This is a genomic window from Streptomyces humicola (genome assembly GCF_024436035.1).
Lineage (GTDB): Bacteria > Actinomycetota > Actinomycetes > Streptomycetales > Streptomycetaceae > Streptantibioticus_B > Streptantibioticus_B humicola.
Map to the genome: position 1 here is coordinate 23,839 of NZ_JANFNG010000025.1, position 23,190 is coordinate 47,028.

Annotated in this window: 21 protein-coding genes; 17 read left to right on the forward strand and 4 right to left on the reverse strand. The window is 71.0% G+C overall.

What is annotated here, in order from left to right:
* Positions 1 to 9 precede the first annotated feature (9 nt).
* The 7 genes from NGB36_RS24885 to NGB36_RS24915 are packed head-to-tail and all read left to right on the forward strand — an operon-like array spanning position 10 to position 7,845.
* A complete protein-coding gene (locus NGB36_RS24885; protein WP_255922712.1) occupies positions 10 to 798 on the forward strand; it encodes an ATP-binding cassette domain-containing protein in 789 nt (262 codons plus the stop codon).
* Complete coding sequence (locus NGB36_RS24890; protein ID WP_372509521.1) at positions 795 to 2,054, forward strand: sugar ABC transporter permease; 1,260 nt, start codon at positions 795 to 797, stop codon at positions 2,052 to 2,054. The genes NGB36_RS24885 and NGB36_RS24890 overlap by 4 nt, the downstream gene beginning before the upstream one ends.
* Before the next feature lie 49 nt (positions 2,055 to 2,103).
* Positions 2,104 to 2,946, forward strand: a complete 843-nt coding sequence (locus NGB36_RS24895; RefSeq protein ID WP_255922713.1) for a M55 family metallopeptidase — start codon at positions 2,104 to 2,106, stop codon at positions 2,944 to 2,946.
* Position 2,947: 1 nt separating this feature from the next.
* Complete coding sequence (locus tag NGB36_RS24900; RefSeq protein ID WP_255922714.1) at positions 2,948 to 4,276, forward strand: M20/M25/M40 family metallo-hydrolase; 1,329 nt, start codon at positions 2,948 to 2,950, stop codon at positions 4,274 to 4,276.
* A gap of 35 nt (positions 4,277 to 4,311) precedes the next feature.
* Positions 4,312 to 6,309 carry a prolyl oligopeptidase family serine peptidase gene (locus tag NGB36_RS24905; protein ID WP_255922715.1) on the forward strand — a complete coding sequence of 666 codons (1,998 nt, stop codon included), beginning with the start codon at positions 4,312 to 4,314 and terminating at the stop codon, positions 6,307 to 6,309.
* Complete coding sequence (locus NGB36_RS24910) at positions 6,306 to 7,031, forward strand: 4'-phosphopantetheinyl transferase family protein (RefSeq protein ID WP_255922716.1); 726 nt, start codon at positions 6,306 to 6,308, stop codon at positions 7,029 to 7,031. The genes NGB36_RS24905 and NGB36_RS24910 overlap by 4 nt, the downstream gene beginning before the upstream one ends.
* A 58-nt stretch (positions 7,032 to 7,089) precedes the next feature.
* Positions 7,090 to 7,845 carry a dienelactone hydrolase family protein gene (locus tag NGB36_RS24915; protein WP_255922718.1) on the forward strand — a complete coding sequence of 252 codons (756 nt, stop codon included), beginning with the start codon at positions 7,090 to 7,092 and terminating at the stop codon, positions 7,843 to 7,845.
* A gap of 71 nt (positions 7,846 to 7,916) precedes the next feature.
* On the opposite strand, the gene NGB36_RS24920 is transcribed toward NGB36_RS24915, so the two are convergent.
* Positions 7,917 to 8,162, reverse strand: coding sequence for a DUF397 domain-containing protein (locus NGB36_RS24920; protein ID WP_255922719.1), 246 nt, complete (start codon positions 8,160 to 8,162; stop codon positions 7,917 to 7,919).
* Positions 8,159 to 9,004 (reverse strand): helix-turn-helix domain-containing protein, encoded by an 846-nt coding sequence (locus NGB36_RS24925; protein WP_255922720.1) that lies wholly within the window; start codon positions 9,002 to 9,004, stop codon positions 8,159 to 8,161. The genes NGB36_RS24920 and NGB36_RS24925 overlap by 4 nt, the downstream gene beginning before the upstream one ends.
* Before the next feature lie 160 nt (positions 9,005 to 9,164).
* On the opposite strand from NGB36_RS24925, the gene NGB36_RS24930 reads away from it, so the two are divergent.
* From NGB36_RS24930 to NGB36_RS24945, 4 genes are all read left to right on the forward strand, one after another.
* Positions 9,165 to 9,611, forward strand: coding sequence for an ATP-binding protein (locus NGB36_RS24930; protein ID WP_255922721.1), 447 nt, complete (start codon positions 9,165 to 9,167; stop codon positions 9,609 to 9,611).
* A 187-nt stretch (positions 9,612 to 9,798) separates the two neighbouring features.
* Positions 9,799 to 13,170, forward strand: a complete 3,372-nt coding sequence (locus NGB36_RS24935; RefSeq protein ID WP_255922722.1) for a lectin — start codon at positions 9,799 to 9,801, stop codon at positions 13,168 to 13,170.
* A gap of 288 nt (positions 13,171 to 13,458) precedes the next feature.
* Complete coding sequence (locus NGB36_RS24940) at positions 13,459 to 14,253, forward strand: SGNH/GDSL hydrolase family protein (protein ID WP_255922723.1); 795 nt, start codon at positions 13,459 to 13,461, stop codon at positions 14,251 to 14,253.
* Between the two features lie 168 nt (positions 14,254 to 14,421).
* Positions 14,422 to 14,829: an SseB family protein gene (locus tag NGB36_RS24945; protein WP_255922724.1), complete on the forward strand. Its 408-nt coding sequence runs from the start codon at positions 14,422 to 14,424 to the stop codon at positions 14,827 to 14,829.
* 99 nt (positions 14,830 to 14,928) lie between these two features.
* On the opposite strand, the gene NGB36_RS24950 is transcribed toward NGB36_RS24945, so the two are convergent.
* Positions 14,929 to 15,297, reverse strand: coding sequence for a DUF2795 domain-containing protein (locus tag NGB36_RS24950; protein ID WP_255922725.1), 369 nt, complete (start codon positions 15,295 to 15,297; stop codon positions 14,929 to 14,931).
* 171 nt (positions 15,298 to 15,468) lie between these two features.
* On the opposite strand from NGB36_RS24950, the gene NGB36_RS24955 reads away from it, so the two are divergent.
* Complete coding sequence (locus NGB36_RS24955; RefSeq protein WP_255922726.1) at positions 15,469 to 15,723, forward strand: DUF6158 family protein; 255 nt, start codon at positions 15,469 to 15,471, stop codon at positions 15,721 to 15,723.
* A gap of 23 nt (positions 15,724 to 15,746) precedes the next feature.
* On the opposite strand, the gene NGB36_RS24960 is transcribed toward NGB36_RS24955, so the two are convergent.
* Positions 15,747 to 17,342: a thiamine pyrophosphate-requiring protein gene (locus tag NGB36_RS24960; protein ID WP_255922727.1), complete on the reverse strand. Its 1,596-nt coding sequence runs from the start codon at positions 17,340 to 17,342 to the stop codon at positions 15,747 to 15,749.
* Between the two features lie 196 nt (positions 17,343 to 17,538).
* Here NGB36_RS24960 and NGB36_RS24965 point away from each other — a divergent pair, with 196 nt between their 5' ends.
* The 5 genes from NGB36_RS24965 to efeB all read left to right on the forward strand — a co-directional run bounded on the left by NGB36_RS24965 (position 17,539) and on the right by efeB (position 23,121).
* The gene (locus NGB36_RS24965) at positions 17,539 to 18,735 is read left to right on the forward strand and encodes a pyridoxal phosphate-dependent aminotransferase (protein ID WP_255922728.1); all 1,197 of its coding nucleotides are present in this window, start codon (positions 17,539 to 17,541) and stop codon (positions 18,733 to 18,735) included.
* Positions 18,736 to 18,850: 115 nt separating this feature from the next.
* A complete protein-coding gene (locus NGB36_RS24970) occupies positions 18,851 to 19,867 on the forward strand; it encodes an MBL fold metallo-hydrolase (protein ID WP_255922729.1) in 1,017 nt (338 codons plus the stop codon).
* Between the two features lie 185 nt (positions 19,868 to 20,052).
* On the forward strand, positions 20,053 to 20,460 hold the full coding sequence (locus NGB36_RS24975; RefSeq protein WP_255922730.1) for a hypothetical protein: 408 nt from the start codon (positions 20,053 to 20,055) through the stop codon (positions 20,458 to 20,460).
* 97 nt (positions 20,461 to 20,557) lie between these two features.
* A complete protein-coding gene (locus NGB36_RS24980; protein WP_255922776.1) occupies positions 20,558 to 21,772 on the forward strand; it encodes an EfeM/EfeO family lipoprotein in 1,215 nt (404 codons plus the stop codon).
* Positions 21,769 to 23,121 carry an iron uptake transporter deferrochelatase/peroxidase subunit gene (gene efeB, locus NGB36_RS24985; RefSeq protein ID WP_255922731.1) on the forward strand — a complete coding sequence of 451 codons (1,353 nt, stop codon included), beginning with the start codon at positions 21,769 to 21,771 and terminating at the stop codon, positions 23,119 to 23,121. Before NGB36_RS24980 ends, efeB begins: the two co-directional genes overlap by 4 nt.
* Positions 23,122 to 23,190: the final 69 nt, after the last annotated feature.

Below are 23,190 nucleotides of genomic sequence, written 5' to 3' on the forward strand. Positions count from 1 at the left end.
GCGAAGGAGATGGTTCATGTGTCGACACCACCAGTGCTGGCGCTGCGCGGGATCTCCAGGAGATTCGGCGCCGTCCAGGCGCTCAGGGACGTCGAGTTGGAGATCCACGCCGGTGAAGTCGTCGCGCTGGTCGGCGACAACGGCGCCGGCAAATCCACCCTCGTCAAGGTGATCACAGGCGTGGCCCCCGCCGACGAGGGCGCCATCGAGTGGGAAGGGCGGCCGGTGCGCATCAGCCGCCCGCATGAGGCCCGGGCCCTCGGCATCGCCTGCGTCTACCAGGACCTCGCGCTGTGCGAGAGCCTCGACGTGGTCGGCAACATCTTTCTCGGCCACGAGATCTGCCGGGCCGGAGTCCTCGACGAGGTGTCCATGGAGCGCCGCGCCCGGGAATTGGACCTGCTCGACACCCTGTCCACCGGCATCGCCAACGTGCGCGTTCCCGTCACCGCCCTGTCCGCAGGCCAGCGCCAGACGGTCGCCATCTGCCGCGCGCTGCTCAGCCGCCCGAAGCTCCTCATCCTCGACGAGCCCACGGCGGCCTTGGGCGTGTCGCAGACCGCGCGGTTCCTCGATCTCATCGAACACCTCAGGGAGCGCGGCATCGGCGTGCTCCTCATCAGCCACAACCTCGGCGACGTCAAGGCCGTCGCGGACGAGGTGGCAGTGCTGCGCCTCGGGCGCAACAACGGCTTCTTCGATGTGCTGACCACCCCCCAGGAACAGATCATCTCCTCCATGACCGGCGCCACGGACAACGCCGTGACGCACCGCAAGGCGTGGGAGGCGGTGCGGTGAAAGGCACAGACGCATCCGGGGACCCGGCCGGCCCGGTGGCCGCGGCCGAGCGGCGACCGGCGGTGCGCGAACGAGGGCTGAGGGTCCGCGCCGGTGAGTGCACGCACAAACTCCGCACCGGCGATGTCGGATCCGTCCCGGTCGTCGTCGTCCTGATCATGATCTGGACCGCCTTCCAGCTCCTCGACCACCACTTCCTCTCGCCTCGCAACCTGTCCAACCTCAGCGTGGACATCGTCGGCACCGGCCTGATCGCGGTCGGCATCGTCTTCGTGCTGCTGCTCGGCGAGGTGGACCTGTCGGTGGGTTCGGTCAGCGGGCTCGCGGCAGCCGTGTTCGCCGTGTTGAACGTGAACAACGGAACGCCGGAGTGGCTGGCGATCGTCGCCGCCGTGCTCACCGGCACCGTCATCGGCGTCGTCCAAGGTTTCTTCTTCGCCAAGGTCGGGGTGCCGTCGTTCGTCGTCACCCTCGCCGGGCTGCTCGCCTGGAACGGGCTGATGCTCTACGTCCTGGGCGCCAGCGGCACGATCAACCTGCGGGACACCGGCCTGATCCCCGCACTCACCATCGAGTACTTCCACAACCCGGCGGCCACGTACGGGCTCGCGGCGCTCGGCGCGACCGCCTACTTTTTCGCCTCGCACCGCGACGCCCGCCGCCGGAGGGCGGCCGGGGTGCCGTACCGACCGCTCGGCTCCACCGCCGTACGTACGGCCGGGATCGCGGTGATCGCGTTCGCCGCCGCCTTCGTCCTCAGCCGGTTCCAGGGACTGCCGCTCGCCCTGCTGCTCTTCCTCGCGTTCGTGGTGTGCCTCGACGTCGTCCTGCGCCGCACTTCCTACGGACGGAAGATCTTCTCCATCGGCGGCGGCGTCGAGGCGGCCCGCCGCGCGGGCATCAACGTGGTGTGGATGCGGATCTCGGCCTTTGCGGCGTCCGCGACGCTGGCGGCGATCGGCGGGCTGTTCCTCGCCTCCCGCGTCGCCTCGGTGGGCCAGACATCGGGATCGAGCAACCTGCTGATCAACGCCATCGCCGCGGCGGTCATCGGCGGCGCGAGCCTCTTCGGCGGGCGCGGCTCGCCCTGGTCCGCCGTGCTGGGGATCCTCGTCATCCAGTCGATCGCATCGGGCATGGTCCTCATGGGCATTGAGACGGCCGTGCAGTACATGATCACCGGCGGTGTGCTGCTCGGCGCCGTCGTGCTCGACTCGCTGTCGCGTCAGTCGCAGAAGGCGCACGGCCGGGCGTGATCCGGCGTGACTCTGCCGCTCGCCGCAGGGCCGTGGGTAGAGTCGGCGCATGAAGATCCTGATCTCCGCGGACATGGAGGGCGCCACCGGCGTGACCTGGCCCGCCGACGTGCTGCCCGGCAGCGAGCAGTGGCAGCGCTGCCGCAGGATGTTCACCTCCGACGTGAACGCGGCGATTGCCGGGTTCTACGACGGCGGGGCCGATGAGGTGCTGGTCAACGAGGCGCACTGGACGATGCGCAACCTCCTGCTCGAAGAGCTCGACGAGCGGGCACAGATGCTCACCGGCCGGCACAAGGACCTGTCCATGGTCGAGGGCGTGCAGCACGACCCGCCGCGGGGACCCGACGGGGTCGCCTTCGTCGGCTATCACACCGGGGCGGGCAGCGAGGGCGTCCTCGCCCACACCTATCTCGCCAACTCCATCACCGGCGTGTGGGTCAACGGGGAACCTGCGAGCGAGGGCAGGCTCAACGCCCTGGTGGCGGCGGAGTTCGGGGTACCCGTGGTGCTGGTGACGGGCGACGACCGGACGGGGCTGGACGCGCGGAGTTATGCCCCGCCGGCCCGGACCGTGGCCGTCAAGACCTATGTCTCCCGCTATGCGGCGGTGTGCCGGCCGCCGGCGCGCACCGCCGAGGAGATCCGCGCCGCGGCGAAGGCCGCCGCCGCCCTCGCCGTACGCCACGACCCGGTGCATGGCGGGCCGTTCACCGTCGAGATGGAGTTCGACGCCGCCCATCTCGTCGGAGCCGCGACCGTGGTGCCGACGGTCGAGCGGTGCGAGGAGCGCCGGGTGCGCTACACCGCCGCCACGATGTACGACGGGATCCGGTGCTTCAAGGCCGTGACCACACTGGTCTCGGCTGCGATCGAGGAGGCGTACGGCTGAGATGACGACCGCGGCACCGGACGGCCTGCTCCTCGACGAGGCGGTCCGTTTCACCTCCGAACTGATCAGGCTCGACACGAGCAATCGCGGGGGCGGCGACTGCGCCGAGCGCCCGGCGGCGGAGTATGTCGCCGAGCGCCTCGCCGACGCCGGCATCGAACCGCAGATCCTGGAGTCGGCGCCAGGGCGGGCCAACGTGGTGGCGCGCGTCGAGGGCTCGCAGCCGGATGGCGGCGGGCTGCTGGTGCACGGTCATCTCGACGTGGTGCCCGCCGAGCCCGCGGAGTGGAGCGTCCACCCGTTCTCCGGCGAGATCCGGGACGGCGTGGTGTGGGGCCGGGGCGCGATCGACATGAAGAACATGGACGCCATGGTGCTGGCCACGGTCCGCGCCTGGGCGCGCGAGGGCCGGCGGCCGCGCCGTGACATCGTCCTCGCCTTCACCGCCGACGAGGAGGACAGCGCAGCCTACGGCTCGGACTATCTGGTGCGGCACCATGCCGCCCTCTTCGAGGGGTGCACCGAAGCCATAGGCGAGTCGGGGGCGTTCACCCTGCACGACGGGCCGCGGCTGCGGCTGTACCCGATCGGCGCGGGGGAGCGCGGCACGGCGTGGCTGAAACTCACCGCACGGGGACGGGCGGGGCACGGTTCGAAGAACAACACCGAGAACGCCGTCAGCCGTCTCGCCGCGGCCATCACCCGCATCGCCGAGCACCAGTGGCCGCTGCGACTCACCCCGACCGTCCGCGCGGCAGTCGACCGGCTCGCCACCATCTACGGCGTCGAGCAGCACGGCCCGCGGGACGTCGACGCGCTCATGCCCAAGGTCGGTCCCGCCGCCGAGCTGATCGCGCCGACGCTGCGCAACAGCGCCAACCCCACCATGCTGTCGGCCGGTTACAAGATCAACGTGATTCCGGGGAGCGCCACCGCCCACGTCGACGGCCGCATCGTGCCCGGCGGGGAGGAGGAGTTCGCCGAGACGCTCGACCGGCTCACCGGCCCGCACGTCGACTGGGAGTTCCTCCACCGGGAGGTGGCCCTGCAGGCACCGGTCGACTCGCCCACGTACGCGGCGATGTGCGAGGCCGTCGAGCACTTCGACCCCGGTGCGCACACCTTCCCGTACTCCATGTCGGGCGGCACCGACGCCAAGCAGTTCTCCCGCCTCGGCATCACCGGTTACGGCTTCGCACCGCTCGCACTACCGCCGGGCTTCGACTACCAGGCGCTCTACCACGGGGTGGATGAGCGCGTGCCCGTCGAGGCTCTGCACTTCGGTGTCCGCGTCCTCGACCGCTTCCTCAGTCGAACAGCCGCCCGATGAGCCGGACAGGCCGGCAGACAGGAGATCCGACACCCATGACCGATCGCACCGCACCGTACGGCGCCTGGCAGTCCCCGGTCGACGCCGCCCTGGCCGCCGCCCATGACGGCCGCCCGGACTTCGTCGGCACCGTCGGTGACGAGGTGTGGTGGAACGAGCCGAGGCCCGCGGAGGGCGGACGGACGGCGCTGATCCGACGACGCGCCGACGGCACGCAGGTCAGCGTGTTGCCGGCGCCCTGGAACGTGCGCAGCCGGGTCATCGAGTACGGCGGTCTGGCCTGGGCGGCGGTGCCCGGCGCGTCGGGCCCCCTGGTGGCTTTCGTCCACTTCGCCGACCAACGGCTGTACGCCTACGAGCCCGACGCGCCGCAGAGCAGCCCGCGGCCGCTCACCCCGCTCTCCGCGGTGGGCGGCGGGTTGCGCTGGGCCGATCCGCGGGTGTTCGTGGAACGGGGCGAAGTCTGGTGCGTACTGGAGGAGTTCACCGGGCCGGCCCAGACCGATGTGCGGCGGGTGATCGCGGCCGTGCCGCTCGATGGCTCCGCCGCCGACGACCGGGCCGCGGTGCGTGAACTGACCGACGACACCCACCGGTTCGTCACCGGCCCCCGGCTCTCCCCGGACGGACGCCGCGCCGCCTGGCTGGCGTGGGATCACCCGCGCATGCCGTGGGACGGCACGGAACTGAAGATCGCCGAGGTGGGCGAGGGCGGCCTGATGGACGTGCGGACCCTCATCGGAGGCCCGGAGGAGTCGGTCGCGCAGGTCGAATGGGCGCAGGACGGCACACTGCTCGCCACCACGGACCGCACCGGCTGGTGGAACCTGCACCGCGTGGACCCGGCGACCGGCGAGGCCGTCAACCTCTGCCCGCGCGAGGAGGAGTTCGCCGGGGCCGGATGGCGGATCGGGCTGCGGTGGTTCGCGCCGCTCGACGGCGGCCTCGTCGCGGTGGTCCACGGGCGGGGCGCGCAGCGGCTCGGCATCCTGGACGCCGCGACCGGCGACCTCGCCGACGTGCCCGGCCCGTGGACGGAGTGGGCCTCGACGCTGGCCACCGACGGCACCCGGGTGACCGGCGTGGCGGCGAGCGGCACCAGCGGATACGAGGTCGTCGAGCTCGACGCCCGCACCGGGCGCGCCCGCGTCATCGGCACCCGGCACGCCGACGCCGTCGACCCCGGCTTCCTGCCCGAGCCCGTGGCCCGCACCTTCGAAGGACCCGGCGGCCGCGAGGTCCACGCCACGGTGTATCCGCCGCGGAACCTGCAGTTCGCCGCCCCGGACGGCCAACTGCCGCCCTACGTCATCTGGGTGCACGGCGGCCCGACCAGCCGTGCCCCGCGCGTTCTCGACCTGGAGATCGCATACTTCACCTCGCGCGGCATAGGGGTCGCCGAGGTCGACTACGGCGGGTCCACCGGCTACGGCCGTGCCTACCGCAACCGGCTGCGCGAGCAGTGGGGCGTCGTCGACGTGGAGGACTGCGCGGCGGTGGCGCGGGCCCTGGCCGCGGAAGGCCTCGCCGACGGTGAGCGGCTGGCCATCCGCGGCGGCAGCGCCGGCGGCTGGACCACGGGTGCGTCGCTCACCTCGACCGACGTCTACGCCTGCGGCACGATCAGCTACCCCGTCCTCGACCTCGGTGGCTGGTCGGGCGGCGCCACGAGCGACGAGCAGACCCACGACTTCGAGTCGCAGTACCTCACTTCACTCATCGGCTCCCGGGCGGCCGTTCCCGACCGTTACCGCGACCGCTCGCCGGTCAACCACGCCGACCGGGTCACCGCGCCGTTCCTGATGCTCCAGGGCCTCGACGACGTGATCTGCCCGCCCGTGCAGTGCGAGCACTTCCTCGCCGCGATCGCCGGCCGCGGTATCCCGCACGCCTACCTCACCTTCGAGGGCGAGGGCCACGGCTTCCGCCGCAAGGAGACGATCGTCACCGCCCTGCACAGCGAACTCTCCCTCTACGGCCAGGTCTTCGGCTTCACCCCTCCGGGCGTGCCGCCTCTGGAGCTCACCAAGTGAGCGCGCCGCACCAAGTGGCCCTCCAGCCGCGGACGCTCGCACCCGGCGCACTCGGCGGGCCGCTGGTCAGGCCCGAGCCGGGGGAGGCCCCGCACGTGTGGCTGGTGCGGGTCGCCGCGCACCGCGGATCGCTTGGGGACGCCCTGACGCTCTTCGACGAGGACGAGCGGTCGCGCCATGCCGCCTTCCACCGGGCGGAGGACCGCGACCGCTACGCCGCCGCGCACGTGGCGCTGCGGCGTCTGCTCGGCGCGTACCTCGGCACGGCGCCGGGCGCGGTGGCCGTGGAGCGTGAACCGTGCCCGTTGTGCGGCGGCCCGCACGGGCGGCCTGCGGTGTCGGGGTCCGGGCTGCACTTCTCGCTCTCGCACAGCGGGGAGCTGGTGCTGCTCGCCTTCGCCGCGACGCCCGTCGGCATCGACGTCGAGGAGACGCATGACCTGGCGGCGATCGAGGATGTGTCGACGAGTCTCCATCCACGCGAGCAGAGCGAGTTGGCCGCGACGGCCCATTCCGGGCGTGCCGCCGCGTTCCTGCGCTGCTGGACGCGGAAGGAGGCGTACCTGAAGGGCACGGGCGAGGGGCTGCCCGGCGATCCGGCGCGGACGTACGTCGGCACAGGGGAGATGCCGGCGGCCGTGCACGGCTGGACGCTTGCGGACATCCCGGTCGACGCGGGCCACGCGGCGGCCGTCGCCGTGCGCCGCGGGCAGCTCCCGTAGCCGACTCGCGCGCGAATTGTTTCGCGCATATGCCCTGCGCGACGTAGTGTCGCGTGCCATGGCACAGCAGCCGACCACCACCACCGAATGGATCAGCCTCGGCGAGGGCTACGACGCCTACGCAGCCGTCCCGTCCTGGCGCAGCCCGGCCGGAGTCGTCATCGTCGCCCCCGAGCTCTTCGGCATCACCGCCGACATCCGCGAGGCCGCCGAGCGGCTCGCCGCCGAGGGCTACGCCGCGGTGGCACCCGACTTCCACTGGCGCAGCGAGCCGCGCGCCGAGATCCCGTACGACGACGCCGGACGCGCCCGCGGTTTCGAGCTGCTGAACCGGATGACGCGCGACGACCTGCTCGCCGACATCGAGACCGCGCAGGTGGCGGCGGTGGCACGCTACGCGCCCGGCCACGCGAGCGCGATCGTCGGCTTCAGCCTGGGCGGCCACTTCGCCGTGCTCGCCGCCACGCAGATCCCCTTCGCGCTCGCCGTGACCTTCTACGGCGGCTGGATGGTGCGCGGCGGCATCCCGGTCGCCGAACCGCACCCGCCGCTCGCCGACAGCAGGCTCATCGCTGCCAACGGCACGTATGTGCTCGGCTTCTCCGGCGACCGTGACCATGTCGTTCCGGCCGACGAAGCGAGGGAGATCGAGCGGTTGCTCGCGGATGCGGGTGTGGAGCACGACATGGTCGTCTATCCGGGCGTGGAGCACGGCTTCTTCTGCGCGGGACGCCCGGCCTCCTACGACGAGAAGGCCGCCGCCGACGCATGGTCACGGCTGCTTGGCGCGTTGCGCGAGCACGTGGGGCGGTGAGCGCTGGCTGCGCACCGCGGGGCGGCATTGTGCGTGGCCCGGTGCGCATTTCGTCTCGCGGCGGTCAGTCGTCAGAGCTCGCTGGCGAAGGCGACGAAGCCGGCCCACTCGGCGGGGGAGAACGCGAGCTGTGGGCCCTGCTTGTCCTTGGAGTCCCGCACATGGACCGTGCCGGGGCAGACGGCCACCTCGACGCAGTCGCCCGAGTCCCCACTGCTGTAGCTGGACTTGTGCCAGGAGACAGCGACCTCAACGCAGTCGCCGGAGCTGCCGCTGCTGTAGCTGCTCTTGAACCAAGCCAGTTCGTCGGTGCTCATAGCGCTCCTCGCATCCGCTGCAACAAGCCCCTGGAGTCCTCGGGGGTGAGGGCCTGCGAGCGCAGTTTCGCATACCGCATCTGGAGCACGCTGATCGTTTTGGGATCGGGTACGAACTGGCCGCTCTCCTGCCCCTCGGAGTAGCCGAACCATCGGTTCTCCGAGGTCTCCAGTAGCTGGATGGGGCCATTCAGCCCAGCGTGCACTCCTCTGGACAGGGGCAGCACTTGGATTTCGGCGTTCCGTTTTGTGGCGACTTGCAGGATGTGATCGATGAGCTCCCGCGTGACGTCCTCTCCTCCGGTGCGTCGCAGGAACAGGTGCTCATCGAGGATGAAGCTGAAGGCGGTGTGCGGGCGCTCTGTCAACAGCCGTTGGCGTTCAAGACGGGCAGCCAGCTGGGCATCGATGTCCTCATCGCTCAGCGGCGGGAGGCGATGCTCGAACAGCGTCCGCGCATACGCCTCCGTCTGCAACAACCCGGGAATCAGGCGGCACTCGTACGTATACAGAGTGATCGCGCCCGCCTCCAACCGCGCCCAGCGCCGGAACCAGGACGCCAGTCCCGGCTGTCGCGCAATATGCCGCACCGCCTTGCGCAAGGCGCCCGTGTTGCCCAGGGCCTCCTCCGCGCGCTCGACAAACACGGGATCCGGCATGCGTCGGCCCAGCTCGATGGATGCCACCGTGTGTTTGGAGAACCGGACCAGCCCGCTGAACTCCTCCCTGCTCAGGCCCGCGTGCTCGCGCAGTGCCTGGACCACCGCGCCGAACGTGCGCAGGCTGTCCGACGGCTCCGGCTCGCCGTCCGAACCGTTCGTACCGACCGTGCCCTCGGCCATCCCCGGCCACCTCCCGCACCCCTGCCCCCGCGCAACTCTCCCGATCGGCCTATGGTCACGGTCGGTTACGAGTACTGTCCACCCTGCGCGTGCGTACGCTGACGCAGCGTACGCGGTGCTGATCTGGTGAACGGCCCACGTCGCGGTCCAGATTGGGCCCATGACAGCGCCACCCGCCAGCCGACAGCCCGTTTCTGTACGGGTGTTCACTCACCGCTTCAGCGCCACTCCGCTCGGAGCCCGGCTCGCCCGGCATCTCGCGGTCAACCAGCTTCACTGCTGGGGCATCGCACCCCGCGCGAGCGCATCCGACACCGCCGCCGTTCTCGTCGCGGAGATGGCGGCCAATGCCGTGACCCACGGGCGCGTCCCCGGACGGGACTTCGAGCTGCGGCTCGCCCTCACCGGGCGCACCCTACGGATCGAGGTCTCCGACACCCGTACCGAGCGGCGCCCGCCCGGTCCCGGCGACGTGTCGTCGCCGCAGCCCCTGGCCGAGTCCGGTCGCGGTCTGGTGTTGGTCGAGGCGCTCGCGGACCGTTGGACGGTGCTGGACCGTGTGCCGGTCGGCAAGACCGTGCGCGCCGAGCTCGACCTGCCGCGCTGACGGGGCCACCCCGAAGAGTTGAGGAACGGGGCTGGATAGCGCTCCGATGTGTTTGAAGTGTTGACAAGGAATCAATCTGTCGTTTGACTCTTGCCTCGATCGTGTTGGCAACGTTGTCAGATCGCCGACCGCCGCTCAGCTCCGTACGTCATCCGCGAAGTCTCGACTTCCCCCGGGGAGGCCCGTGATGGCAAGACTCCAGCGCCCGAGAGCGCCAAGACGAACAGATCCCAGCTCCTTCCACCGGCACCGCAAGCGCCTCGCTGCCCTCGGCGTCATCGCGCTGGCGGTGCTGCCCTTTCAGGCGCTGTCCGGCGCTGTCCCGGCGTCCGCCGCCACGACGCTGGTCGGCGATCCCGCGTCCTTGGTCAACCCGCTCATCGGCACCTCGGGGAGCGTGGACACCTTCCCCGGACCCGACATGCCCTCCGGCATGCTGCAATGGAGTCCGGACACCACACCCGACCGCCCGGACGGCGGCGGTTACGAGTACAACGACTCCAAGATCTCCGGATTCAGCCTGACCCACCTGTCGGGACCGGGCTGCGGCGCCGGCGGCGACGTCCCCATCCTCCCCGTCACCGGCCCGCTCTCCGGGAACCTCAGCAACACGTCGGCAGGCTTCAGCCACTCCGACGAGAAGACCGGTATCGGCTACTACGGCGTCACCGACTCCTCTGGCATCACCACGCAGCTAACCACGACCACCCGTGCCGGCCTCGGCACCTTCACCTTTCCCGGCAACGGTGACGCCTCCGACTCCAGCCTGCTGCTCAAGCTCAGCGGCGGCGCCACCCCGGTGGACGGCACCCGTGCCCAGACCGTGGGCGACGACGAGGTCGTCGGTGCCGTGCAGAGCGGCCAGTTCTGTGGCGCCAAGAACAGCTACACGCTGCACTTCGACATCAAGTTCAGCCAGCCGTTCGTCACCAGCGGCACCTGGAACGGCAGCACCATCAACCAAGGGGCGGCGTCAGTGAACCTGGGCCGCGCACCGCTCGCCCCGAGCACCCCCCACCCCAACGGCCCGCAGCGCGAGCCGCACTTCACCGTCCCGTCCTCGCCGCCGCCGACCATCCACGGCAGCGAGGCCGGCAAACTTTCCGCCGCCGGTGTGCCGGTCACCGGCGCCAACGGGATGTACCTCACCTTCGACACCAGCAGCAATCCCACGGTGACGGCGGCCGTCGGCATCTCGTACACCAGTGACGCCAACGCCACGCTCAACCGCACGCACGAGGTGCACGGCTGGGACTTCAACGCGATGCGCAAGGCGAACCACGACGCCTGGAACCAGCTCTTCGGCCGGGTCCGCATCGGCGGAGGCACCCACGACCAGCAGGTGCAGTTCTACACCGCGCTCTACCACGCGCTGCTGCACCCGAACGTCTTCTCGGACGACAACGGCCAGTACATGGGCTACGACAACCAGGTCCACACCCTCGCCAAGGGGCAGCAGGCCGAGTACGCCAACTACTCGGGCTGGGACATCTACCGCTCGCAGGTGCAGCTGATGGCGATGGCCGAGCCGCAGGTGGAGAGCGACGTCGTCACCTCGATGGTCAACGACTTCGACCAGACGGGCCTGCTGCCCAAGTGGGCGCAGAACAACGGCGAGAGTTACGTGATGGTGGGCGACCCGGCGGACGGGATCATCGCGGATGCGTATGCCTTCGGCGCCCGCTCCTTCAACACCTCGCAGGCCCTCGACGCGATGGTCTACGAGGCGACCAAGCCCAACAACAACCGTCCAGGCGAGTCGGTCCGCGAGGCGAAGGGCTATCTGCCCATCGACGGGAGCAACTGGGGCTGCTGCAACTTCTACGGTCCGGTCTCCACGCAGCTGGAGTACGACACTGCGGACTACGCCATCGCCTCGTTCGCCAAGTCGCTGGGCAAGAACAGCGACTACACGAAGTTCGCCGGCCGCGCCCAGGACTGGCAGAACGTCTTCAACCCGCAGTCCGGCTACATGCAGGCGAAGCAGGGCGACGGCGAGTGGGCGCCCGGCTTCACCCCCGGAACCGCCAACGGTTTTGTGGAGGGAACCTCCGCCCAGTACACCCCGATGGTGCCGTTCAACATCAAGGCACTCATCGCGGCGCGCGGCGGCTCGCAGGCCTACAGCTCCTACCTCGACAGCCTGCTGAGCAACCTGACCAACCCCACCTCCACAAACGCCGATCTCAGCAATGAGCCCAGCCTGGAGATCCCCTGGGAGTACGACTACCTGGCGCAGCCGTGGAAGACCCAGGCGATCGTCCGCCAGACCCAGCAGCAGCTGTGGTTCAACGCGCCCGTCGGCTCCTTCGGCAATGACGACCTGGGCGAGATGAGCTCCTGGTACGTCTGGTCCGAGCTCGGTATGTACCCGCAGACGCCCGGCACCGACACTCTCGCGCTCGGCAGCCCGGTCTTCCCGGAGGCGCAGCTGACTGTGGCCGGCGGGCACCAGGTGACGATCAACGCCCCCCAGGCCGCGCCGGACGCGCCGTATGTGCAGGCGCTGCACGTCAACGGCAAGGCGTGGAACGACTCCTGGCTCACCTACGCCTCGCTGAGCCGTGGCGCGACCCTCGACTACACCCTGGGGACGACACCGGACACCGGCTGGGCCTCTTCGGCCGGTTCGGTCCCGCCGTCCGACCCCACCGGTGAGCACGCGGTGCTCGCCTCGACCGACCCGTCGGGCTCGGGCCTGGTGCTCGCGCCGGGCGGTACCGGCACCGGGAACCTGGACCTGATGAACATCGGCGCTGTGGACAGCCCGGTGAAGTGGACCGCCCAAGCGCCCTCCGGCGTCACCGTGCAGCCCGCCTCCGGTTCGCTCACGGTCCCGGCGGGCTCCACGGCACGTCAGGAGGTCAAAGTAACCGGCGGCACCACTGAGGGGATATTCCCCGTCACCTTCGCACTGAGCGACTCCTCCGGCGCGAGCCTCGGCAACGCGGTGCTGCGCGCGGTGGTGGCCAAGCCGGGGGAGCTGTGGCCGTACGCCACAGGCAAGGGCGTCTACCCAGACGGGAGCTCCTTCACCGGCGGCTTCGACGGGCAGGGGTTCGCCTATTCGCAGAACGCCCTGGCGGCGGCCGGGATTTCGCCCGGTGGCACGGTGACGTCGGGTGGCATCACGTACACCTGGCCCGGCGAGGCCTCCGGACAGAACGATGTCATCGCCATGGCCGGCCAGACGATCCCGGCGGACGCTCCGGCGGGCGCCTCGACACTGGGGCTGCTGGGCGCGGCCACCAACGCCCCGCCCACCACGGGGACGACGGGGCAGATCACGATTCACTACACGGACGGGAGCACCTCGACGGCGACGATCGGCTTCTCCGACTGGACACTCAACGCCGGTGCGAGCAAGCCGATCCCGGGTGACACCACCGTCGCCACCACCCCGTACCGCGACACGGCAAGCGGCGGGAAGCAGACGGTGCTCACCTACGTCTTCGCCACCACGGTGCCGGTCGATACGGGCAAGCAGGTCGCCTCGCTCACCCTCCCGGTGACGAGTGACGGCACCGCGGATCTGTTCGCCCTCGGCTACGGGAGCTGACGAGGAGTCGGCTTTGTCATTCCGGTGCCCCGGCGCGCAACAGCGCGCCGGGGCACCGGATTTCGCCTGCCGCGGCAGCGGCATATGTCGTCGGCGGGGATGATTCCGGCACACGCCTGTGAAGTCTGTGTTGGTGATGTGCACGACAAGTGAATCCTTGACTATCCAGGGCACATGCTTCTGCACGCCTCTATTCGGGCGTGTTGCGCTGCGGTTACCTCGGAGTAAGTCCCGCGGCAACCCGCGGGTACGTACATCACTCTTCCGCAACACCCCGTGGAGGACCCTGTGCGTAGATCACCCCTGCTCGCCTCCGCCGTCGCGCTCGCGGCGGCCCTGGGTATCACACTCGGCGGCGCCTCGTCGGCGTCCGCCGGCGGCGTCAACTACGTTGCCCTCGGCGACTCGTACTCCTCCGGAGTCGGCTCGACCAGCAACTACCTCAATAGCTGCGACCAGAGCACAGCCGCCTACCCGTACCTCTACGACACGGCGACCAACCCCAGCTCCTTCAGCTTCCAGGCCTGCACCGGCGCCACCACCAGCAGCACCGAGAGCAGCCAGCTCGGAGCCCTCAACTCCGGTACCACACTGGTGAGCGTGACCGACGGCGGCAACGATGTCGGCTTCTCCACGGTCATGGAGGACTGCGTCCTCGGCGACGACAGCTACTGCCTCAGCGCCATCCACACTGCCGAGAACACGACGAAGAACCAACTTCCCGGATGGCTGGACACGCTGTACTCGGACATCCGCAGCGACGCGCCCAACGCACACGTCGTGGTGCTCGGGTACCCCGAGTTCTACGACCTGTCCCAGTCCAGCTCCTGCGTCGGGCTCGACTCCACCAAGCGCACCGCCCTCGACCAGGGCGCCGACCTCCTCGACAGCGTCATCGCGGGTGAGGTCGCCAAGTACGGGAACTTCACCTTCAAGGACGTGCGGCCCTACTTCGCCGGACACCAGCTGTGCGACTCCGACGAGTGGCTGCACTCCCTGACGTGGCCGATCTCCGACTCCTACCACCCCACGGCCGCAGGTCAGTCCGGCGCCTACCTCCCGGCATTCGAGGCGGGCCTGTGATCCCGTGATCACCTGACCCCGCGCCCGGCCGTCCGTTCCCCCACACGGGCGGCCGGGACGCTCTGCGACTGGCTTTCAGCCTCACGGGCGGCATCACGCATGCCTGCCGCTCCCTCGGGTACCCGAGCCGACTCGACGGCCCGCACGACCAGAGAAGGAGACGGACAGATGACCGAGAACACGCCCACGGGCGATCCCACCCCCGTCCAGCAGGCACTCCACCTGCTCGCCGCCGACGGGACCAACGCGGTGGCGCTGGGCACCCTGGCCGCCAGTGAAGTGCTGCTGCCCGTGCCCGACGATTCCGTCAATCCGGAGGGCGAGGAGCCCGGCTCGCTCGCCCTGCCCGTCTTCGAGCAGGGCGACGGGTTGCGTCTGGTGCCGGTCTTCACCTCCGAGGAGCGGATGACCCGCGCCCTGCCGCAGGTGCGCAGCTACCGGACCATCCGGCTCGCCACGCTCAGCCAGGGCTGGCCGGCCGACGACCTGTCGCTGTCGATCGACGCCGGCTCGCCCGACACGCTCACCGTCCAGGGCGAGGGCGTACGGGCGCTGGCGACGCTGACCGGCGGCTGAGGCTGAATCCACCGAGCGGGCGCCGCTCCGCCGTGACCGGCAGGGCGGCGCCCGCGCTGTCATCCCTCATCTGACCCGCGGCATCTGACCCGCGCCATCTCACTCGCGGCGCAGCTCGTCGACGACCTCCTGCACATTGCGGTACGTCCTGCCGCCCGGCAGTCGGCGCACCATCTCGGTCAGATCATCGGGGGCATGCTGCTCGGCCAGGTCGTGGACAAGCCCTCCGCGCTTCGCCGGGAACGCCCCGCGCCGCAGGTGCCGGGCGAGCTCGAAGCGCAACGACACCTCGTCCGTCGCGCCCGAGGGAACGTTGCCCGTCGCGACCCGCGGGTCGTCGTCGGCGCCGGGCTCCGGGTCGTGCCATTCCTCGACCCTCGTGGGGCGACCCGAGCGGATCAGCCCCTTCAGCTCGTGCTTCATCTCGTCGTCCTTGTGGAAGCTGAGCCGGTCACTACCTCGCTGCATGACATTCCTCCCGGATTGTCCGCTAGGTGTTCTGCTTCTTACCCACTCCGGGCGGCTCATGCGCACTCCGTCCTCGTCGCTGCCACTCCGTCGTCCACCCGTATGGTTGAGCGCCGCGCGGGCACCTAATCTGGTGGCAGGGGGAGAGACGCATCCGGGAAGGAACGCGCCATGGCTGAGCACCCCACCGGTGTGGCACCGGAGCTGCTGGACGACCGGACGCTGCTCAGGGAGCTGGAAGCACTCCACCGGACCCGGCACGACACGCTGCTGTTCGGATCGGCGGAGGCGCTGCGCACGCACAGTGCGCGCATGGCCGCGCTCGAAGGCGAGTATCTGCGCCGCCATCCCACGCGCAACCCGCTCGCGGGGCGCACCAGGCAGGGGGCGCGCGCTCGCACGGCAGCACGCCCGGTGGGGGCCTGATCCGGCCCGGCGCTCCCGGCCGGTCACGTCACGTCTCCGGTGAGGAACTCCACGACCGCGGGTCCGTCGGCGTCCAGCGCGCTCCGCCACGCACCCGCCACCTCTTCCGGCTCCGTCACCCTGATCCCGGTGAGTCCCAGCGAGGCCGCGAAGGCCGCGTAGGAGACGTCGGGCACCGTCCGGCCCGGCCCGCGGCCGTTCCAGACACCCACCACGAGACGCGGGTCCTTCCACGCGTCCCGGTACCGTGCCGCCGTGATCAGCTCGGCGAGGCCGCTCATCTGCATGGCGTGGTCTCCGGCGAGTGCGATCGCGGGCCGGTCCGGGCAGGCGAACTTCGCGCCGATGGCGTACGGCACGCCGCTGCCCGCCGATGCCAGCGTCCCCGAGAGCGACGCCCGCATCGTCCCGCGGATCCGCAGATGGCGTGCGTAATAGGCGGCGACAGGACCGGGATCACAGGTGAGGACCGCGTCCTCGGGCAGCAGCGGATCCAGTTCCCGCGCCACATGCTCGGGGTTGACCGGCTCCGCGGGCAGCGCGGCACGCCGCTCCATCTCGCCCTGCCAGCGCCTGGTGTCGGCGATGACCTGTTCCTGCCAGCCGCGGTCGGGCTTGCGTCGCAGCTTGGGCAGCAGCCGCTGCAGCGTGATGCGGGCGTCGCCGACGAGGTTCACCTCGTACGGGTAACCCATCCCGACACGGTGCGGATCGATGTCGATCTGCACGCCGCGCGCCTCGCCGAACGCGGGCAGGAACCGGGTGTACGGGAAGTCGGAGCCGATCGTCAACAGGGTGTCGCAGCCCCGCATCAGGTCATACGCAGGACGCGTGCCGAGCATGCCGATCAGGCCGGTGACATAGGGGAGTTCATCGCTGAGCACGTCCTTGCCAAGCAGTGCCTTGGCCACCCCGGCGCCCAGCACGTCGGCCACCTGCTCGACCTCGGCGCGCGCCCCGGCGGCGCCCTGACCGGCGAGAATGGCCACCTTGCGGCCGGAGTTGAGCACCTCGGCGGCGTGTTCGAGGGCGTCGCTGTCCGGCATGGGCGCCCACTGCTCGGTACCGATGGTGGCGGGGTCCATGGTGAACTCGCGGGCGGACGGCGCGTACTCGGCGAACTGCACGTCGGCCGGGACGATCACGGCCGTCGGGCAGCGGCGCCCGTACGCGGTGCGGATCGCGCGGTCGAGCACACCGGAGAGCTGGTCGGGGGCGGTGACCGTCTCGAGGAAGTCGGCGGCCACGTCCCTGAACAGGGCGTTCAGATCGACATTGCGCTGGTACGGGCCGCCCGTCGCGCCGCGGTCGGCCTGGCCGACGATCGTCACGAGCGGCACGTGGTCGAGCTTCGCATCGAACATCCCGCCCAGGAGGTGGATGGCGCCCGGCCCGGACGTCGCCGTGCACACCCCGGCCAGACCGCTGAACTTGGCGTAGCCCACGGCCTGGAACGCGCACGACTCCTCATGCCGGGCCTCGATGAGATGCGGATCGCTCCCGGCGCGCGACCATGCGGCGAGCAGCCCGTTGATCCCCTCGCCGGGATGACCGAAGACATGGGTGACGCCCCACTCGCGCAACCGGGTGAGGATCTGGTCGGCCACTGTGGTGCTCATGGCTGCCTCCTCACGTCACACAGAGCCGGATAACCCGTGACGGGCGGGGGAAACCTCGCAGAGGGCAGGGCGCGGGCGCACGGACGCGGTCCCGCGGAAGATCCGGGTCCGCCGCTGCCGCAGGATCTAAGGTCGCCTCTGATCAGCCGTTTCCCAGGCCGGCCGTCTCGTGGCCTGCCGTCCACCGGAGGTACGGATGCAGCGGACCGCAGCCGGTTCCCGGCCCGCCAAGCCCGCCATCACCGATCCCGGCCTGCCGGTGCCGCCGCTGCTCGCCGAGCGGCTTGCGGCCGCAGCCCCGGACGACGGCGAGCCGCAGCCCGTCGGGGGCGGCCCCGAGGTGCGCACCGCCGCCTGCGGATACTGGGAGCGGCGCGGGCTGCCCACAGGGCCTGAACGGGTGGTCTTCGGCCCGGGGCCGGGATCCGTGCTGCTCGCCCTGCTCACCGCGGCCGGGGGCGATCTGCTGCTGCCCCGGCCCGGCCCGGCCTGGTACGAGCCGCAGGCCCGGCTGCTCGGCCGGACCGCCCACTACACGCCCACCCCCTCCGACTGCGGCGGTGTGCCCGATCCGTTCGCCCTGCTGGAGACGGTGCGCAGGGCCCGCGCCGACGGGGCGGATCCTCGGCTGCTGGTGCTCTCCGTCGCCGACGACCCCACCGGCAGCGTCACCCCGCCCGAGCTGCTGCACGAGGCATGCGAGGCGGCGGCCGACGCCGGGCTGCTGATCGTCTCCGACGAGACGTACCGGGACGTGCTGCACGATCCGCACACCGTCTTGGTCAGCCCGGCCGAGATGCTGCACGACCGCACCGTCGTCCTCACCGACCTGGGCGCCGGGCTGATGCCGCCCGGCTGGCCGGCCGCCCTCGCCCGGTTCCCCGAGGAGGGGCCGGCCGCCGCACTCCAGAGACCTGTCATGGAAGCGCTCACTGCCGCACGTGCGGTGGCCGCCGCTCCCGTCCGCGCCGCAGCAGTGCTCGCACTCACCGAACCGCCCGAGCTGCGCGCACACGCCGCTGCCGCCAACCGGCTGCACGCAGCGGTGGCGGGTGCCGCCCACCGCACCGTCACCGCACGGGGCGCCGTGTGCCCGCCTCCGCAGGCCGGCTTTCACCTCTATCCCGACCTGACCCCGCTGCGGCCGGCCCTCGACGCATGCGGCATCACCCGGTCGGACGAGCTGGAGGACCGGCTGCCCGCATGCCTGAGCGGCCACCGCTTCGGCGAGGACCCGGCGGCGCTGCGGGTCCGCATCACCACCTCCGCGTTCTACGGCAGCACCCCCGCCCAGCGGCGCACGGCTCTGGAAGCGGCCGAGCCGCTTCAGGTCCCGCATGTGGCCGGGGCGCTGGCAGGGCTGGACCGAGCACTCATCGAACTGACCGCCTGACGAGCCGGCCGGCGTTCGCCCGACGAGCCGACAAGCCCTCTGCGGGCGACGCGCAGAGGGCGGCGAAAGCCGCGTCTTCCGCCTCGCGGGCGGAGACGCTCACGAAGGAGATGCAGTGACCGATCAGACCGATCAGACCGATCAGGCCCGGGCCGGGCAATCCGCCGGGACCCGGCCGCTGGGGGAGCGGCGCAGCTGGCCGCGCTCCTTCGCCGACCGGCTCACCGACCCGCTGCCCGGCTTCGGTGACCTCATCCGGGTCGGCCGCCACGGTGGCTTCCACCCGAGCCGCCAGGACCGTGCCACGGACATCCCCCAGCTCCCCTTCGCCCCGGAGCCGCTGCCGGAGGTGGACAAGGAGACCATCGCCGTCAGCTGGGCCGGGCACGCCAGCTGGGTGGTGCGCATCGGCGGCCTCACCGTCCTGACCGACCCCGTCTGGTCCCGCCGCATCCTCGGCACCCCGCCACGCATCACACCCGTCGGCATTCCCTGGCATGCCCTGCCGCCCGCGGACGCGGTGGTCGTCAGCCACAACCACTACGACCACCTCGACGCACCGACGCTGCGCCGCCTGCCGCGCGCCACCCCGCTCTTCGTCCCGGCCGGGCTCGCCCGGTGGTGCCGGCGGCGCGGATTCACCCGCGTCACCGAGCTCGACTGGTGGGAAGCGGCCGAATTCGGCGGCGTGCGCTTCGACTTCGTCCCCGCACACCACTGGAGCCGGCGCACCCTGGCCGACACCTGCCGTTCCCTGTGGGGCGGCTGGGTGATGCGGGATGTCGCCGGGCAGTGCGTCTACTTCGCGGGCGACACCGGATACGGGCGCTGGTTCACCGAGATCGGCCGCCGCCACCCCGGGCTCGACATCGCGCTGCTGCCCATCGGCGCCTACGCGCCGCGCCGGCTGCTGCGTACCGTGCACACCGATCCGGAGGAGGCGGTCCAGGCGTGTATGGACGTCGGCGCGCGCATCATGGCACCGATGCACTGGGCCGCTTTTCTCCTGTCGTCGGAGCCGCCGCTGCAGCCGCTCACCCGGGTTCGCGCAGCGTGGCAGGCCACCGGCCGCCCGCGCGATCAGCTGTGGGACCTGCCAGTGGGCGGCTCGCGGGTGCTCGACACCCGTTGAGCGCCGGTGGATCACGCCGTTGGTGTGATCCACGGCGCACGTGTGGTTCGCGTGACCTTCTTGTGGTGAATATGTGACTGCCAGTACAACTAGGCTACTTCGACCGGCCTGTGGGGGCTTCTCGTGCGAGCCACGCGTGTCACCGACCCGGGCGACGAGATCCGACACGACCCGAGGCGGTCCGCATGACCACACCGTCGTCTCCGCCTGACGATTCTTCGGCCCTCCCCGACGACGTCTGGGAGAAGTTCCAGCACGATTCCGAGTCGGCCATCAGGAAGACCGCCCCGAAGGAGCCGTCCGCCCGCGCCCGCATGGTGACCCGCAGACTGCGGGAGCAGGGTCCGGCCGAGCCCGTCGGGTGGCGCACCGGATCGGCATGGGACGAGATGGAGGCGCCGGAACGCCCCGCACACAGCCGCCTGTGGCAGATGACCCGGTCGTTGCTGATCGTGATCGCGGTGGGCGCGATCGTCCTGTTCGCCCTCGACCCGTCCGGTGCCATGTCGCTGCTGCGCGACAAGGACGGCGGACCGCCCGCCACGGCGACGTCGGCGCCCCGGGCTGTCGAGCCGACGACCACGACCCGGTGACGCGGGGTTCCGCGCCAGTGAACTCCGGACGAATTCACGGTTCCACGGCCTAGGGTGGGTGTCCGGAGCCGCTTCGCTCCCTACGATGAGCGGCGTGATGATCCGCCCGCGAATACCCCGCAGCCGCCGTGTGCTGCTGGCCGCCGGGGGAGGCGTGCTCGCCGCGGGAACGGTGGCCGCGGCCGTGCTCGTACCGTCCGGGGCACGCAACGGCGCCGCCGCACAGGGCCCGTCCGACGGGCTGCCGCACACCGCAGTCCAGATCTCCGCCTCGATGTGCGGTGACGGATGGTTGCGGCCGCACGGCGGACTGCAGGTCTTCGACGTGCGCAACTTCTCCGATTCGCCCGCCGAGGTCGATCTGACCGACGCGGCCACCGGCAAGGTCTTCGGCGAGATCGAGGGCCTCGCCCCGGGCACCACACGGCCGCTCCAGGTCACCCTCGGCAACGGCTCCTACGCCTTCAAGTGCATCCCGGACGACGCCGACGCGGTCACCGGCACCACGGTCACCATCAGCGGCTCGCAAGCCGTCTCCGGCCCGGCCGCGCTGCCCGTCACCCTCCAGGACCTCATCCCGCCCGCCATCTCCTACCAGAAGTGGATCGGTGACCGGATGGCCGATCTGGCGGCGAAGGTCGGAGCGCTCAAGTCGGCGATCGACAGCGGTGATCTGGCCGCCGCCCGCAGCGCGTGGCTGCCCGCGCACCTGGTCTACGAGCGGATGGGCGCCGCCTACGGCACCTTCGGGGACGCCGACAAGGCGATCAACGGCACCACTGCTGGGCTCGCGGGCGGCACAGGCGACCCGCACTTCACCGGCTTCCACCGCATCGAGTACGGGCTGTGGCACGGGCAGTCTGCGTCCCAACTGCGCGGCCCGGCCGCTCAGTTGGCCGACGACATCAGCCAACTGCGTGCGTCATGGGCCCAGGCCCGTATGGACCCGGGCGACCTGGGACTGCGCGCTCACGAAATCCTGGAGAACACCCTGCAGTTCGAGCTGACCGGCCGCACCGACTACGGCAGCGGCAGCAATCTCGCCACGGCCCGCGCCAACCTCGACGGCACCCGCACCGTCCTGGCCTATCTGCGCCCGCTGCTCACCTCCCGCGACCCCGCACTGCCGCAACTCGAGGCCCAGTTGGACCGGCTGCAGCACACACTCGACTCCTTCGACACCCCCTCCGGCTGGACACCGTTCGACAAGCTCACCCTCGACCAGCGCGAACGCGTCGACGCGGACCTCTCGGAATCGGTCGAACAGCTCGCCCAGGTCGCGGCGGTCTTCGATGTACGGAGGACATCGTGAGCGACGCGCACGCGGCCGCCGGGTCGCAGTCGGAGTCGATGCCGGCGGTTTCGCCGGGTGGGCGGAGAAGCGAACGGGACGGCGCGGTGAGCGACGCACGCCCTGCACGTGACGCACGCGTCGCACGTCGTTGGGTGCTGCGTGGGGCCGCCGCGGCCGGGGTCGGGGGCGCGGCCGCCGCGGGGCTGGTGCGCGCCGACGCCGCGCGGGCGAGCACCGGCGCGCAGGAAACCCCGGCCGCCCCGGCCACGTCCGTCCCGTTCCACGGCACGCACCAGGCGGGCATCATCACCCCCGCCCCGCCCAGCTGCGTCAGCCTCGCGCTCGACGTGATGGCCGAGAGCCGTGCGGAACTCACCGACCTGCTGCGCACCGTCACCGACCGGGCCCGTTTCCTCACCGCGGGCGGGACCCCGCCGCCGCTCGGCATCACCGCGCCGCCCCCCGACTCCGGCACGCTCGGCCCGCAGGTTCCCGCCGACGGGCTCACCGTCACCCTCGGAGTGGGCGCCTCCCTTTTCGACGACCGGTTCGGGCTCGCGAAACGCAAGCCGCTGCGGCTGCGTCAGATGGAGCAATTCCCCAACGACGATCTCGACCCTGCCTGGTGCCACGGCGATCTGAGCCTGCAGCTGTGCGCCGACGCCCCCGACACGGTGCTGCACGCGCTGCGCGACATCGCCCGCAACACCCGTGGCGGGGCACAGATCCGCTGGCGCATGGACGGTTTCGTCAGCCCGCCGCGCCCGTCCGGCACCCCGCGCAACCACATGGGCTTCAAGGACGGCACCGCCAACCCCGACACCTCCGATGCCCGCGAGATGGACCGCCTGGTGTGGGTGGGAGCGGGGTCCGGCGAGCCGGCGTGGACGGCGGGCGGCAGCTACCAGGTCATCAGGCTGATCCGGATGCTGGTGGAGTTCTGGGACCGGGTCTCCATCACCGAGCAGGAGCGGATGTTCGGCCGCAGGCGCGACACGGGCGCTCCGCTCGACGGCAACCGGGAGAGCGACGCGCCGAAGTACGCGCAGGACCCCAAGGGCGACGTCATCCCGCTGGACAGCCACATCAGGCTGGCCAATCCGCGCACCGCGGCCACGGCCGACCAGCGGATCCTGCGTCGGGCGTACAACTACGACCGTGGCATGGACTCGAACGGCAATCTCGACATGGGGCTGGTGTTCTGCTGCTACCAGCAGGATCTCGACCGTCAGTTCACCACCGTGCAGGGGCGGCTGGTCAACGAGCCTCTGGTGGACTATGTGACGCCCTTCGGCGGCGGTTACTTCTTCGCACTGCCAGGCGTACGGGACACGGGAGACTGGCTGGGCAGGTCCTTGCTTCAGTGACAGGAACAGGACAAAGTTGTGAGCTTCCGGGGAGTTTCTCATCGGGAGTTCACTTTTCGGCAACCGCAG

Excerpts from the sequence above, each read along its gene's own strand:
- NGB36_RS24905 (WP_255922715.1), top strand. The coding sequence starts at position 4,312 with ATGACCGATCGCACCGCACCGTACGGCGCCTGGCAGTCCCCGGTCGAC.
- NGB36_RS24975 (WP_255922730.1), top strand. The coding sequence starts at position 20,053 with ATGACCACACCGTCGTCTCCGCCTGACGATTCTTCGGCCCTCCCCGAC.
- NGB36_RS24945 (WP_255922724.1), top strand. The coding sequence starts at position 14,422 with ATGACCGAGAACACGCCCACGGGCGATCCCACCCCCGTCCAGCAGGCA.
- NGB36_RS24930 (WP_255922721.1), top strand. The coding sequence starts at position 9,165 with ATGACAGCGCCACCCGCCAGCCGACAGCCCGTTTCTGTACGGGTGTTC.
- NGB36_RS24980 (WP_255922776.1), top strand. The coding sequence starts at position 20,558 with ATGATCCGCCCGCGAATACCCCGCAGCCGCCGTGTGCTGCTGGCCGCC.
- NGB36_RS24900 (WP_255922714.1), top strand. The coding sequence starts at position 2,948 with ATGACGACCGCGGCACCGGACGGCCTGCTCCTCGACGAGGCGGTCCGT.
- NGB36_RS24965 (WP_255922728.1), top strand. The coding sequence starts at position 17,539 with ATGCAGCGGACCGCAGCCGGTTCCCGGCCCGCCAAGCCCGCCATCACC.
- NGB36_RS24915 (WP_255922718.1), top strand. The coding sequence starts at position 7,090 with ATGGCACAGCAGCCGACCACCACCACCGAATGGATCAGCCTCGGCGAG.
- NGB36_RS24955 (WP_255922726.1), top strand. The coding sequence starts at position 15,469 with ATGGCTGAGCACCCCACCGGTGTGGCACCGGAGCTGCTGGACGACCGG.
- NGB36_RS24920 (WP_255922719.1), bottom strand. The coding sequence starts at position 8,162 with ATGAGCACCGACGAACTGGCTTGGTTCAAGAGCAGCTACAGCAGCGGC.
- NGB36_RS24935 (WP_255922722.1), top strand. The coding sequence starts at position 9,799 with ATGGCAAGACTCCAGCGCCCGAGAGCGCCAAGACGAACAGATCCCAGC.
- NGB36_RS24885 (WP_255922712.1), top strand. The coding sequence starts at position 10 with ATGGTTCATGTGTCGACACCACCAGTGCTGGCGCTGCGCGGGATCTCC.
- NGB36_RS24960 (WP_255922727.1), bottom strand. The coding sequence starts at position 17,342 with ATGAGCACCACAGTGGCCGACCAGATCCTCACCCGGTTGCGCGAGTGG.
- NGB36_RS24950 (WP_255922725.1), bottom strand. The coding sequence starts at position 15,297 with ATGCAGCGAGGTAGTGACCGGCTCAGCTTCCACAAGGACGACGAGATG.
- NGB36_RS24925 (WP_255922720.1), bottom strand. The coding sequence starts at position 9,004 with ATGGCCGAGGGCACGGTCGGTACGAACGGTTCGGACGGCGAGCCGGAG.
- NGB36_RS24895 (WP_255922713.1), top strand. The coding sequence starts at position 2,104 with ATGAAGATCCTGATCTCCGCGGACATGGAGGGCGCCACCGGCGTGACC.